Source organism: Acinetobacter sp. MB5 (genome assembly GCF_003261585.1).
Classification (GTDB): Bacteria; Pseudomonadota; Gammaproteobacteria; order Pseudomonadales; family Moraxellaceae; genus Acinetobacter.
This window is the reverse complement of record NZ_POVU01000007.1, coordinates 151,295-164,657: the sequence shown is the minus strand read 5'-3', so window position 1 is coordinate 164,657 and position 13,363 is coordinate 151,295. Positions and strand designations below refer to the sequence as shown.

Sequence of the window (13,363 nt, the reverse complement as noted above, 5' to 3'; positions counted from 1 at the left end):
AGAAGAGCTTTTGAAAAGTCATAAAATCTAAAAGCTTAGATTTGTTTTGGTAAATTGTTTACCCAAGTCAACAAGTTAGTTGCATCACTGTTACGTGATTGTGTTGTTGGTTCGCCCAGCAATACCACAACTGTCGGGCGTGAATTGATCGTCGCGTGCATTACAACACAACGACCTGCTTCATTAATAAAACCTGTTTTAGACAAATTAATATTCCAACCACCATTACGTACCAAAGCATTGGTATTATTGGATTTAAGTACACGATAACCCAAATCAAAATCATAATGTGGCGTTGAAGAGAACTGACGAATCACACCGTAGCGCGACGCTTCAGCAACTAAAATTCCTAAATCACGAGCAGAAGAAACATTGCGAGGATCAAGGCCTGTCGATTCATAATAATGGGTTGAACTCATACCCAACTGGCGTGCTTTTGCATTCATTGCCGCAACAAAAGCAGGTTTCCCACCTGGATAAGTACGTGCCAATGCAGCTGCAGCCGGATTTTCAGACTTCATCAACGCCACAAGCAACACTTCTGCGCGATTCATCTTGTCGCCTGGCTTTAACGTTGAACTTGCACGTTTCGGACCTTCAAAATCACTTTGCTGTAATGTGATTTCCTGTGACATGTTTAAATGTGCATCAGCCGTCACAACAGCAGTCATGAGTTTTGTAATTGAAGCGATCGGACGCGACATATTACTGTTTTTGCTATACAGTACTTCACCAGTATGGGCATCCATCACCAGTGCCGAACCTGCGGAAACATTTGGACTACTACTTGCAAAACTTGTATCAATAACACGTGGTGTGCTACGTAGTGTCGTGGTTACGCTGGCGCTTCCACGCGGGGAAACCTCAGCATTGTTTCTATCTTGGTTGAGTAGCTGTTGTGCTTCATCAGTTGACCAAGTTACTTTTGCTTGGGAAACCGCCCCAGAGCCATTGTTCACGATGAGTTCAGCAAAACTATTGGCACTCAACCCTATTAGCATAGACATGCTTACAGCACGTACTATAGATTTTTTTAAACTTTTCACCATATTACACTCAACTCAGGGCCAGTAAGATACATTTGCGTATAACCACGAATATGCCTTACATTTGCACAACACACGTACTTTTTTAAAGTTTGGTAATTGTGCACAACTTTTAGGTTATATTTTAGGATAGCATTGCTAATTTTGTCGTTTCATTGCAAGCTTAATTTGCTTTATGTAACAAAAAAATCATTTAGATTGGGAGGTGTTGCTCGTGATTTCGGTTTTAGTTGTGGATGATCATGAATTAGTACGCACAGGGATTTGTCGTATGCTGGCAGACCATGCGGATGTTGAAGTCATTGGTCAGGCCGAATCAGGAGAGGAAGCTTTGTCACTTGCACGCCAACATCACCCGAATGTGGTTCTGCTCGATGTAAATATGCCAGGTATTGGCGGCATTGAAACTACACGACGCTTGCTCCAGATTACCCCAGAAACCAAAGTGATTGCGGTGAGTGGCTTGGCTGAAGAACCTTATCCGTCATTATTGCTAAAAGCAGGTGCAAAAGGCTATATCACCAAAGGTGCTCCTATTCAGGAAATGCTGCGTGCCATTAATAAAGTGATGCAAGGTGGAAAATATTTTAGTGCCGATATTGCAGAACAACTGGCCAGCTCTTATTTATCAGAAACACAAAAATCACCTTTTGACCAACTGTCTGAACGCGAGATGCAAGTCGCTATGATGGTTGTAAATTGCCATAGCGCCCAAGCCATTGCAGATAAACTCTTTGTGAGTGTCAAAACCGTTAATACCTACCGCTACCGAATTTTTGAGAAACTTGAAATTGATAGTGACGTCAAACTGACGCATTTAGCGATTCGCTATGGTTTGATTAAACCTTAATTAGGGTATTAGCATGAATGCGCTATCCACATCCAATCCCAATACTTTATACCGTCTTGGGATGTGGTATGGCGTTTATCGGCTGATTATTTCTTTCAGTTTAATGCTGATATTTTTTCTCACATTTCATTTATCTACAAGTAGTTATGAACATATTGGCATCTACTTTTTCACGCTACTGATCTATTCTTTTTTAGGTACACTACAACTCCTTGCCTTAAAGCTTTTTCCTGTTGCGCTGTCTCGTCAATTATTGTTGATTAGCTTGATTGACGTTGGTTGTTATTCCAGTCTGACTTTTGCATTAGGCGGCCCAAATCTGCATATTGGCCTATTATTTGTTATTACTATTTTCATTGCCAATCTGCTACTTAGCCGAAGTCAGGCGCTTGGTATCGTACTCATCTCGATTATCGCAGTATTCTATCTACAGCTGTTTGGTAGCTGGTTTGCCACATCCAATCTCAGCCGAATCGGCAACAGTGTTTTACTGGCCTTTTTATTTTTTGTGGTTTATTTAACAGGGCAATTTGCAGTTCAACGCTTTCGGTTACTAGAACATATCAGCATCACTCAATCATTAGAGTTACTACAATTACAGAATATTAATCGTTATATTCTTGAGCAGATTGATATGGGCTATCTGGCGATTGATGAAAATAAACAGGTTGTTCTGAGCAATCCAGCTGCCTATACTTTGCTTGGCATTCCAACACTGATGGTCTTTCGCCCTGCTCCCTTACAAGATATCCAACCAGATTTATATCAATATCTAGAACAAAACTCTGCGAATCAGGGCGAACGCTTTATTTTTGAAACCATGCAATCACGCTATAGTATTCATATTCGCGTACAAAAACTTGAGTTACCTCAGCAAACACTCACCCTGTTTGTGATGCAAGATGCACAGAAAATCAATCAGCACGTCCAACAGCTCAAGCTCGCTGCATTAGGGCAACTTTCTGCCAGCATTGCCCATGAAATTCGCAATCCTCTGTCCAGTATTGTACAAGCCAACTGCCTACTGTCCGATGCCAATACAGAACAGCAGCAGTTACTCACAGCAATGATTCAAAAACAAACACAAAGAATTAATCATATTATTCAGTCGACCTTGAACATGGCCCACAATCAGGCGACTTTACCCATCGATATTCAACTTAAACACTTTTTACCCCAATTGATCATTGAGGATTTATATGAAGTTCATAGCCAAATTCTCCTCGAAATTCGAGATGATGTATTCATTTCATTTGATGAGGGACAACTTCGTCAAGTCCTGACCAACCTGATTCGTAATGCCTTGCGTCACAATGCACCTGATCAGCCACAAATCCACGTCTATGCCTACCAGCAAGATGATTATGCATTCATGGATGTGATTGATTTTGGTACTGGCATTGCCACAAACAGAGTGCATAATCTGTTTAGCCCATTTTTTACAACAGAAATTGATGGAACAGGGTTAGGACTTTACCTTTCTCGTAGTTTTTGTGAAGCAAATCAGGCAAAATTAAGTTATATCAAACTACAAGACGGAACGTGTTTCCGCATTGAATGCCCTGCCATTCAGATAGAATAAGTCATTGGAGCATTATGACAATCCAGCAACCACGCGTGCTTTTGGTCGATGACGAAAAAGATTTATGCATGCTTATGCAAATGAGCTTAAAGCGTATCGGTATTCAGTCGGAAGCCGCCTACAACATCCTACAAGCCAAACATTTACTTAAGGCACAGCGTTTTGATGCCTGCTTAACTGATTTAAATCTCCCTGATGGTGATGGCATCCAACTGGTTCAGCATGTCACTGAATATTATCCCAACACACCGATTGCGGTGATTACGGCGTATGGCAATATGGAAATTGCAATTGCAGCACTCAAGGCAGGAGCTTTTGACTTCGTCAGCAAACCTGTCTGCCCCGAAGATCTACAACAACTTTTAGAAAAAGCAATTGTTCCGATCGAAGGAAATCAGGACTCAACTGAAATTCCACAAATCGAAGAACAAATGCTGATTGGTCATTCTGAGATTATTCAACAACTCAGACATACCATTCGTAAAATTTCTAAAACTCAAGCACCTGTGTTTATTACAGGTGAATCAGGTACAGGCAAAGAAGTGGTTGCAAACCTCATTCACTGCTTAAGCAACCGCAAAAATGGACCTTTTGTCCCGATTAACTGCGGTGCGATTCCTGTCGAGCTGATGGAAAGTGAACTTTTTGGACATAAAAAAGGGAGCTTTACCAGCGCAACTCAAGACAAACAAGGGCTGATTCAAGCTGCTCATGGAGGTAGTTTGTTTCTTGATGAAGTTGCTGAATTACCTATGAATATGCAGGTCAAACTGCTGCGTGCGGTACAAGAAAAGAAAATCCGTCCAATTGGTAGCGATGTTGAAATTGCCGTCGATTTTCGTATTATCAGTGCAACCCACCAAAACCTAGATGCTCTGATCGCACAAGGAAAATTTCGACAAGATTTATTTTTCCGTCTTCATGTGATGGATTTACGCATCCCCCCTTTACGGGAACGTGGACCAGATATTTTAGAGCTGGCGCATTACTTTATTCAGAAAATCTGTCAGGAATGGCAAATCCCACCTAAGCAACTGACAAATGCTGCACAGCAATTTTTACTGCACCAACCCTTTTCAGGTAATGTCCGCGAGCTACGCAATATTATTGAACGCGCATTAACCCTGAGCGATTCAAATGTCATTGATGTGAATCATGTCAAACCCCATGCCAAACAAACTGCGAATCATCCAATACACGCTGAACAAGCTACAACTAAAGTACCTCATCATTCAGCAATTATGGTTAATTCCTTAGCCTCTCACCCAAATGACTATAGTATTTCTCGACAACGATTCAAGTTACCCGAAGAAGGTCTAGAAGCTTATTTGGAGAATATTGAAAAAAATATTTTATTAAATGCCTTAGAAATGACGCACTGGAATCGAACCATGGCGGCAAAAAAACTACAAATGTCTTTCCGCTCTTTGCGTTATCGTCTGAAAAAATTTGGTTTAGATATTGATGGTGATGAAGACAGTTAAACACTGTCTTCTTTTTGCAATGATCTTGTTATTTGTGCTTCAGTAGCATATCTGCCACATTATCGATATACACATCATCACGCATATCTACAGGTAGGGCATAGATTTGGTTAGGCTGAATGCCTTGCCCGTCAATCATTGTCCCTTTCGGCGTATAGTAATGAGAAACGGTCATTTGCAAGGCTGCGCCATTCGGCAGAGGGAAAAGTTTTTGCACCACCCCTTTCCCATAACTTTTTTCACCCATCACCCAAGCACGATCATGATCTTTGAGTGCTGCTGTAAACACTTCAGCAGCCGAAGCTGAACGGCCATTAATCAGCAAACCCAGTTTAATGTTGCTAAATTTATTACCAGGTAAAGCCTGAAAGGTTTGATCGCCTTCGGATCGGCTTTTGGTGGTGACAATCACACCATTACTTAAAAATAGATCTGTTGTTTCAACGGCCGCAGAAAGTAATCCACCTGGATTATTTCTTAAATCGATGAGAATGGCTTTGATGCGATTTTGTGGATACTGCTCAATGACGTTCTTAATTTCACTGGCTGTTTCTTGTTGGAATACTGGAACTTTAATCAGGAGAACCTGATTTCGTAGCATTGTCGATGAAACTGCAACTTCGACTTTTTTATTTCGAACAATCGTCAGAGGTTGTCCTACAGGTGCCGTTTGCACACTTAAAACTGTTCCAATTGAGCCATATAACAAGTTTCGTACTTGTTCATGGTTCAAATCTTTCAACTCTTGGTTATCAACCTTGTAGACTACCATGCCATTACGCAGTCCCAATTTGACCGAGTCAGAGCTGTCTTTTAAATCTTTGATTTGCCACTGATGACGCAGCTTATCGTACACCAGATCAAAATCAACTGATGCAACATCTCCCTCAGTATATTGCATCAGTTGACGATAATCATCGGGTGAAAGATAACGCGAATAACGATCTAAGCCACCCACCAAGCCCTTAATTGCCTGTTCAAACAATGCATCATCTGATTTTTCAGTGACGTAGTTATCTTTGACAATGCTATAAATCTGCACAAACTTTTGAATGGAATCGACAGGAACTTCATCATTACGAGACTCTGAACCATCGGTATCATAATCAAGTTCAGCATCAGCTTGGTTGGTGGCTGCATTTGCCGCATAAACTGGATGACTCAAACAGCAGAGCGCTAAACTGGTCGCAAGACAGACATGCTTGAGTTTTTGAATCATCCATTCACCTTTATGCTTGTAATGTAATTAAATTGCGTCCACGCATTTCAGCTGGCGCAGGAATATTCATGAGATGTAATAAAGTCGGTGCAACATCGGCTAACACACCACCTTCAGCAATCACCGCTTGGGTTGGGCCAACATAAATAAATGGCACCAATTCGGTCGTATGCTGGGTATGTACTTGTCCACTTTGATAGTCTTGCATTTGCTCAACATTACCATGATCGGCTGTAATCAGCATATGACCATGATTTGCCATCACTGCGTCATAGACACGACCCAAGCAAGTATCGACAGCTTCAACCGCTTTCACTGCTGCACTGAAAATACCTGTATGTCCAACCATATCACCGTTAGCAAAGTTCACCACCAACAGATCATATTCACCTGAATTGATCGCTTTGACTAACTCATCCGTCACTTCATAAGCACTCATTTCTGGTTTCAGGTCATATGTCGCAACATTCGGTGATGGAATCAAAATACGTTTTTCACCTGGATATTCTTCTTCACGACCACCGCTAAAGAAGAAAGTGACATGCGCATATTTTTCAGTTTCAGCAATACGTAACTGGGTTTTACCCAAATTAGACAAGTATTCGCCGAGTGAATTGTGTAAAGCTTCAGGCATATAAGCAACAGGTGCATCAATACTGGCTTGGTAACGGGTCAGCATCACGTATTTTGCCAGTTGAGGCATAGCTTTACGTTGGAATCCTGTAAAGTCTTTTTCTACAAAGGCACGAGTGAGTTCACGGGCACGGTCGGCACGGAAATTCATAAATACAACACTGTCACCATCCTGAATGGCAGCAACATCACCCACGCGGGTTGCCTTGACAAATTCATCGCTTTCATCTGCCGCATAAGCTTGTGCAAGGCCTTCTGTTGCTGTAGCAACGACGCGAACGGCTTCACCTTCGGTCAATAAACGATAAGCTTGTTCTACACGATCCCAACGGTTGTCACGATCCATTGCAAAATAACGGCCAATCATCGTTGCGATACGACCTTGATTTGGATATTGAGCAAAGACCGCATCAAGTTTTTGTAAAGACGGCTCAGCACTACGTGGTGGTGTATCACGACCATCAAGGAAAGCATGCAAATAGACTTTTGCACCACGTTTCAGTGCCAGTTCGCACATTGCAACAATATGATCTTCATGTGAATGCACACCACCTTCAGACAACAGTCCCATGATGTGTACCGCACCGCCTGTGGCTTTGGCTTTTTCGACGGCATCAATCAACACTTCGTGTTTAAAGAATGCACCTGAGCGAATGTCTTTGGTAATACGGGTAAAATCTTGATACAGCACACGACCTGCACCCAGATTCATGTGTCCAACTTCAGAGTTCCCCATTTGTCCGTCAGGTAGACCGACATCTTCGCCTGAACCTGAAATTAAGCTATGCGGATGCTTTGCTTGCATTGCCGTCAAATTTGGCGTTTTTGCTGCTAAGAAAGCATTGTCTTCAATCGCTTCACGATGTCCAATACCATCCATAATTACCAAGACATGAGGAATCTTAGCTGCCTTCGCATCCGTCATTTTTAGCTCTCTTTCAATAGTCAATTGCGTGGGCGCATTTTACCTAATTTTTAAGCAATTCTCCATCTACTAAAAACTGATCATCATTCTCAGTTAACATTATTTGGCACGATTCAGAAGATAACCACCTACAATAAAAATCAGAACAATTGGCACAAACACAAACCATGCAGGCGATGGCGAGTAGACCAGACTTGCATAACCCAAAAAGTCTTGCATGTAGTAAAAGCCTAGACCAACAAACAAGGCAATGACCAGACGAAAACCCATCGACTGCTGACGTAGCGGCCCAAAAATAAATGAACAGGCGATCACCACCAAAGCAATCAGTGAAAATGGCATGCCCACTTTTTTCCAGAAAGCCAACTGGTAAGTTTTTGGAACCTGACTGTATTTAGATAAGTAATTGATAAATGAAACCAACTGACTTGGTGCCAAATCTTCAGGGTCAATCGTGACCATATGCACATATTTAGGTTGCAAAGCCAAAGATAATGGCAATTGTGCCGATTCTGTCAGATGAGCATCACCATTTGGCTGAATTTGCATTTGCTGACTTTGCTTGAGGTTCCATTTTCCAGCGCTACTATATTGTCCCTGCTCTGCATTCAGCACGCCTTTAAGACGATAATGATCATCCAAATCAATAACCTGAATATTGCGTAATGCACCTTGGGAATTGGCATAGTCGATATAAATAAAGCGTTGACCCTCACGTGTCCAGTAACCTTTCACTTCACCCAGTGCAGCAGCCGTTTGATGTTTCTTAATACTATCTGCACGCTCATTACTATACGGAATCACCCATTGACTCAGCGCGAAGGACAGAATGACTAAAAGCATGGCCGAGCGAATAACCCAGCCCACAATTCGCCACAAACTTAATCCCACCGAACGCATTACAATCAGTTCACTATTGGATGCTAAAGTTCCAAGGCCAATTACCGATCCCATCAGTGCTGAAATTGGTAAAATTTGGTACAAGTAATTCGGAGTATTCCAAAATACGTAAGCTAAAGCCTGCATGGCACCATAGCCAGCTTTAAGATCACTCAGCTCAGCCAAATAGGTGAATAGAAATTGTAACAGTGTCAGGACTGCTGTAGCCCCGAGCATAGCCAAAGTTGAGGTTTTCGTCACATGTTTAGCGACCAGACGACGTGCGAACATTCACTTAACCTCACTTACTCAATTTAAGTTTTAACTTTGGCGCAAGATTGGGTTTGCGCAAAAACAATAAAGTCACAAAAGCATAGACAAACAGTACAGCTGGATAAGCCCAGACACTTAACTGGTCTTTGGTAATTCTTGTTTTGACTGCCATCAATGCCACAATCAGACTGGAGAAAATCAGAATTGCAGGCAGTAAACGATAGTAACGCCCTTGACGTGGATTTACTTCAGAAAGTGCTGTTGCCAACAGTAATGCCACTACAATGGCAAATGGCACACATAACCGCCAACCGAGTTCACTTTGCACAACAGGATCTTGGCGTTTTTCCCATAATTGCGCTAAACGCATGGATTCAGCCTGATCACCTGAAACCTCTGCATCTTTATTATTTTCAATTCTTAAACGGTAGCTTTTAAATTCAGCTTGAGTATAACGTGGCTGTCCTGGATAGATTTCATAACGACGACCATCGATCAAATCCACCACACTGGCAGGATCATTTGGAATTTCTACACGCGTTGCTTCACGCGCCAAAATCACCACATCTGGTTTATTCTCTTTAGTGGCACGTTCATAGAAAACGACATCTTGTAAATTCTTACGGTCTTCCGACAAACTACCAGCATAAATGGTATAAGGCCCTGACGAAACGAACTCTTTTGGACGAACCAAGTCAAAGCCTGTACGTACTGCTTGAGAACTCGATAGCTGCTCGAATTTACGTAAGCCCCAAGGCGACACCCAAGTCATCATTACCAACTGAACAACCAGAAAGCCAATGGTCAACGGAGCCAATAGACGAGCCAACTGATTACGACTCACACCACTCGCATTAAGTACTGCCATTTCATGATCGATATACAAACGTCCAAAGACCAGCATTAAGCCAATAAAAAAGCCCAATGGCATAATGAGCGTCAGAAATTCAGGTAAGCGATAACCAATGATGCTAAATAACACACTGGCATCCAAGCGTCCTTGTGCAGCAATACCAAAATATTTGATTAAGCGACCGCCCATCATAATTAATGTGAGTAGAGCAATGACGACCAGAGAGGTCTCCATCACCTGCTTAACAAGATAACGTCGAATAATCAAAGGAAGCTTCCGTAAAAAATGAAAACATGATTGGTGAGTAGTTTAACCCAATAGCCAACAGAAAAAACCCATACTTGTATTGCACATTGCAACCCGATCCAGTGTAATGTTGCAATCGTTTAAATTCTGCAAACATCAATAGGCATTTAAAATCATATGAAACTGTCTTTAAAAAACACTCAAGACGCAGGCTCTGCCCTATTTGTCTTGGTGAATGCTGAACAAATCCAACATCCAGCCGCACAACATATTGAAAATTACCAACAAGTTTTGGCAACGGCACAATTTAAAGCAAGCTTGAATGAAAGTGTAACCTTAATTACACAGCATAATCATTATCCATTTTGTAGCTTGCTGGGTCTAGGTGATGCGGCTCAAATTCAGGCAACTCAACTGGCTAAATTGGCACAAACCATTGTCAAAGCCTCTCAAAAAAAATATCGTCAGATTGATATTGATATCTCGGCACTCCCTGAACAGTGGCATTCCCTGTTTGCGCTGAGCCTAACACAAGCCAATTATAGCTATGATGAATTTAAATCGAAGAAAAATGAATTTATTTTAGATGAAATTCAATTCATTACAGCGCAATCTCCACTGAATGCTGAGCAGCTTCAACTGATTCAAGCCGTCAATGCTGGACAGAATTTTGCACGTGACCTCGGCAACCGCCCAGGAAATATCTGTTTCCCAGAATACCTTGCAGAACAAGCTTTGACATTGGCTGCCGAATATCCTGAACTACTCAAAGTGACTGTGCTTGATGAGCAGCAAATTGCTGATTTGGGTATGAATGCCTTCTTGGCAGTCAGTAAAGGCTCTGCTCGTGCAGGTCGTATCATCACCCTCGAATACAAAGCTGAATTAGAACAAGCACCGATTGTTCTTGTTGGAAAAGGCGTGACTTTTGACACAGGTGGTATTTCACTCAAACCTGGCTTAGGCATGGATGAAATGAAATTCGACATGTGCGGTGCTGCATCCGTGCTCGGTACTATGCGTGCACTATGCGAAGCGAAGTTACCAATTCATGTGGTCGGTGCTGTGGCGGCCGCAGAAAATATGCCATCTGACCATGCGACCCGTCCAGGTGATATCGTCACTACCATGAGCGGGCAAACCGTCGAAATCTTAAATACCGATGCCGAAGGCCGCTTGGTACTCTGTGACACATTGACTTATATCCAACGCTTCAACCCTGCGGTTGTGATTGATATTGCAACTTTAACAGGCGCTTGTGTGGTGGCACTCGGTAAAGTGCTCAGTGGTTTATTCTCTCCAGATGATGCCTTGGCACAAGAGCTGACTCAAGCAGGCGAACAAAGCTTTGACCGTGTATGGCGTATGCCCGTGCTGGATGACTATCAAGAATTACTGGATTCACCATTTGCAGATATTGCCAATATTGGTGGGCCTCACGGCGGGGCAATTACCGCTGCGTGTTTCTTGCAACGTTTTACCCGTGACTATCGCTGGGCACATTTAGATGTTGCAGGCACAGCATGGCTTTCTGGTGCTAGTAAAGGTTCAACAGGTCGTCCTGTTCCGTTATTAATGCAATTTATTGCGAACCGTGTTCAACATGACTAAAGTCAGTTTTTATCTGTTTGAAAATAGCGTAGAACGGCAAGTCGACAGTGCTTGCCGTTTATCGCGAAAACTGTTGCGACAGCCTGTACGGATTTGGTGGTATTGCTGCCAAGCCGAACAGCAACAGTTACTCGATGAAGCTTTGTGGAGTTTCGATCCGCAAAGCTTTATTCCCCATGGCATTGATCAACCACAAGCCAGTGTCTGTATCTCGGCACAACTCCCAGAACAAGGATCTTGGCTCATTTTCAACTTTGAAGACCAAGCACTTGAACCCCAAGACACGTTTGAACACATTATTGAAATTGTCGAAAATCAAGAATCGACTAAAATAATAGGACGCAACAAGTTTAGACAGTATCGCGATTGGGGCATCAGCCCACGTACTTTTAAATTATAATATAAACCAATGTGTTATTTTGAGGAGTGAAATTGTGGCGTTAGATGTTGGAGCAGATTTTGAAAAGCGTTGGCTTAATGCGCCACAAGCCGTTCGCCAAACCTATATCAATGACCTGACACGGATTTGTGAATTATTTGCGGCTGATGTGCGTCTGGATGATTGGTTGTCCCACAATAAACAGGCTCAGCTTCAGTCTTATGAAACCATCGAAAGTGCTTATGCTGGTCTCAAAGCCCGACTACTTGAGGAAGCACGTATTCGTCGCCAACATGCTTTGGAAAAGTCCTTGGCAGAAAAACGAGCACAGCAACAAGCCTATATCGATGACCTACAACTCGATGAACGCCTGCAATATCAGGCACAAACCCAACAATTACAAGCACTACAACAACAGCTTTCTCAAGAAAGCACTAACTACACTGAACGTTATACAACGACACCAACACTACGTTTTGAACCCAATGCCAATACGGTAATTAGCCCTGAAATTCAGCATGCGCTGGACAATTTAAAAATTCGTTTAGAGCTTGAAGCTGAAGTTCTGATTGAACAAATTCAACAAAGTGTGAATAGTTTAAATCAGAAAATCCAGCAAGCCGCAGATGAAGAAATCAGACACTTGCTGGAACAGCATCCATCTTCAAATACTTAAAAAAATCTCGGCATCTGCCGAGATTTTTTTATTTTAGAAAACCATTTTCAGCTAGAAAAGCCATACTAATACTCGACTGGGGTTTCTGTTCTGCGGCTTTATTACCCAATAACAGACGTTCGATATAGCGTGCCAACACATCCACTTCGAGATTCACTTTTGACCCTTGTTTCCATGTCCCGATATTAGTGCGTTCTGCTGTGTGTGGAATCAAATTCAAGCTGAGAATATTTCCACGTAAATGATTGATCGTTAAGCTAATCCCATCCACTGTCACTGAACCTTTTTCTGCCAGATACTTAGCAAGCTCGACAGGTGCTGTCACTTCGAAATACAGCGAACGCGCATCTTCACGTACCAAGGTGATTTCACCAATTCCGTCGACATGCCCACTGACAATGTGACCACCAAAACGGGTGGTTGGCAACATCGCCTTTTCAACATTGACAGGCTGTCCAACTTGCCATGAACCTAATGTGCTGCGGTTCAGACTTTCACGGGAAACATCAGCAGCATACCAGTTCTCTCCCCACTCGATCACCGTCAAACAAATGCCGTTAGTCGCAATCGAATCGCCTAAATGCACATCGGACATATCTAGATCTGTTTGAATCCGTAGACGCACATCACCACCTACATTTTGCAGGCTGGAAACTTTACCTAAGCTTTCAATAATTCCAGTAAACATAGTCTGTTCTCTTTATTTT

At 42.4% G+C, this 13,363-nt stretch carries 12 protein-coding genes; 6 read left to right on the top strand and 6 right to left on the bottom strand.

The features are described from left to right. Positions 1-35: 35 nt before the first annotated feature. Positions 36-1,046: a D-alanyl-D-alanine carboxypeptidase family protein gene (locus tag C1A47_RS10770; RefSeq protein WP_171294375.1), complete on the bottom strand. Its 1,011-nt coding sequence runs from the start codon at positions 1,044-1,046 to the stop codon at positions 36-38. A 214-nt stretch (positions 1,047-1,260) separates the two neighbouring features. Here C1A47_RS10770 and C1A47_RS10765 point away from each other — a divergent pair, with 214 nt between their 5' ends. Genes C1A47_RS10765 through C1A47_RS10755 form a run of 3 tightly spaced genes read left to right on the top strand, consistent with a single transcriptional unit; the run spans position 1,261 to position 4,962 of the window. Beyond that, complete coding sequence (locus tag C1A47_RS10765) at positions 1,261-1,896, top strand: response regulator (RefSeq protein ID WP_111895039.1); 636 nt, start codon at positions 1,261-1,263, stop codon at positions 1,894-1,896. 13 nt (positions 1,897-1,909) lie between these two features. Continuing rightward, the gene (locus C1A47_RS10760; RefSeq protein WP_111895038.1) at positions 1,910-3,478 is read left to right on the top strand and encodes a sensor histidine kinase; all 1,569 of its coding nucleotides are present in this window, start codon (positions 1,910-1,912) and stop codon (positions 3,476-3,478) included. 14 nt (positions 3,479-3,492) lie between these two features. Continuing rightward, positions 3,493-4,962: a sigma-54-dependent transcriptional regulator gene (locus C1A47_RS10755; RefSeq protein WP_111895037.1), complete on the top strand. Its 1,470-nt coding sequence runs from the start codon at positions 3,493-3,495 to the stop codon at positions 4,960-4,962. Positions 4,963-4,990: 28 nt separating this feature from the next. Here the strand turns inward: C1A47_RS10755 and C1A47_RS10750 are convergent, their stop codons facing one another. From C1A47_RS10750 to lptF, 4 genes are all read right to left on the bottom strand, one after another. Continuing rightward, on the bottom strand, positions 4,991-6,181 hold the full coding sequence (locus tag C1A47_RS10750; RefSeq protein ID WP_111895036.1) for a S41 family peptidase: 1,191 nt from the start codon (positions 6,179-6,181) through the stop codon (positions 4,991-4,993). 10 nt (positions 6,182-6,191) lie between these two features. Next, the gene (gene gpmI / locus C1A47_RS10745) at positions 6,192-7,739 is read right to left on the bottom strand and encodes a 2,3-bisphosphoglycerate-independent phosphoglycerate mutase (protein ID WP_111895035.1); all 1,548 of its coding nucleotides are present in this window, start codon (positions 7,737-7,739) and stop codon (positions 6,192-6,194) included. Between the two features lie 99 nt (positions 7,740-7,838). Then, positions 7,839-8,909: an LPS export ABC transporter permease LptG gene (gene lptG / locus C1A47_RS10740; RefSeq protein ID WP_111895034.1), complete on the bottom strand. Its 1,071-nt coding sequence runs from the start codon at positions 8,907-8,909 to the stop codon at positions 7,839-7,841. Positions 8,910-8,919: 10 nt separating this feature from the next. After that, positions 8,920-10,011: an LPS export ABC transporter permease LptF gene (lptF, locus tag C1A47_RS10735; protein ID WP_111895033.1), complete on the bottom strand. Its 1,092-nt coding sequence runs from the start codon at positions 10,009-10,011 to the stop codon at positions 8,920-8,922. A 156-nt stretch (positions 10,012-10,167) separates the two neighbouring features. Between lptF and C1A47_RS10730 the strand changes: the two genes are divergently transcribed. The 3 genes from C1A47_RS10730 to C1A47_RS10720 are packed head-to-tail and all read left to right on the top strand — an operon-like array spanning position 10,168 to position 12,656. Continuing rightward, positions 10,168-11,601, top strand: a complete 1,434-nt coding sequence (locus C1A47_RS10730; RefSeq protein WP_111895032.1) for a leucyl aminopeptidase — start codon at positions 10,168-10,170, stop codon at positions 11,599-11,601. After that, on the top strand, positions 11,594-12,001 hold the full coding sequence (locus tag C1A47_RS10725; RefSeq protein WP_111895031.1) for a DNA polymerase III subunit chi: 408 nt from the start codon (positions 11,594-11,596) through the stop codon (positions 11,999-12,001). Before C1A47_RS10730 ends, C1A47_RS10725 begins: the two co-directional genes overlap by 8 nt. Before the next feature lie 34 nt (positions 12,002-12,035). Continuing rightward, on the top strand, positions 12,036-12,656 hold the full coding sequence (locus C1A47_RS10720; protein ID WP_111895030.1) for a hypothetical protein: 621 nt from the start codon (positions 12,036-12,038) through the stop codon (positions 12,654-12,656). Positions 12,657-12,684: 28 nt separating this feature from the next. Here the strand turns inward: C1A47_RS10720 and C1A47_RS10715 are convergent, their stop codons facing one another. Beyond that, positions 12,685-13,344 carry a riboflavin synthase gene (locus tag C1A47_RS10715; RefSeq protein ID WP_111895029.1) on the bottom strand — a complete coding sequence of 220 codons (660 nt, stop codon included), beginning with the start codon at positions 13,342-13,344 and terminating at the stop codon, positions 12,685-12,687. Between the last annotated feature and the right edge of the window lie 19 nt (positions 13,345-13,363).

Bases quoted from the DNA above. Each gene is read 5' to 3' on its own strand.
- C1A47_RS10760 (WP_111895038.1), top strand. From the start codon at position 1,910: ATGAATGCGCTATCCACATCCAATCCCAATACTTTATACCGTCTTGGG.
- C1A47_RS10755 (WP_111895037.1), top strand. From the start codon at position 3,493: ATGACAATCCAGCAACCACGCGTGCTTTTGGTCGATGACGAAAAAGAT.
- C1A47_RS10750 (WP_111895036.1), bottom strand. From the start codon at position 6,181: ATGATTCAAAAACTCAAGCATGTCTGTCTTGCGACCAGTTTAGCGCTC.
- gpmI (WP_111895035.1), bottom strand. From the start codon at position 7,739: ATGACGGATGCGAAGGCAGCTAAGATTCCTCATGTCTTGGTAATTATG.
- lptG (WP_111895034.1), bottom strand. From the start codon at position 8,909: ATGTTCGCACGTCGTCTGGTCGCTAAACATGTGACGAAAACCTCAACT.
- C1A47_RS10730 (WP_111895032.1), top strand. From the start codon at position 10,168: ATGAAACTGTCTTTAAAAAACACTCAAGACGCAGGCTCTGCCCTATTT.
- C1A47_RS10725 (WP_111895031.1), top strand. From the start codon at position 11,594: ATGACTAAAGTCAGTTTTTATCTGTTTGAAAATAGCGTAGAACGGCAA.
- C1A47_RS10715 (WP_111895029.1), bottom strand. From the start codon at position 13,344: ATGTTTACTGGAATTATTGAAAGCTTAGGTAAAGTTTCCAGCCTGCAA.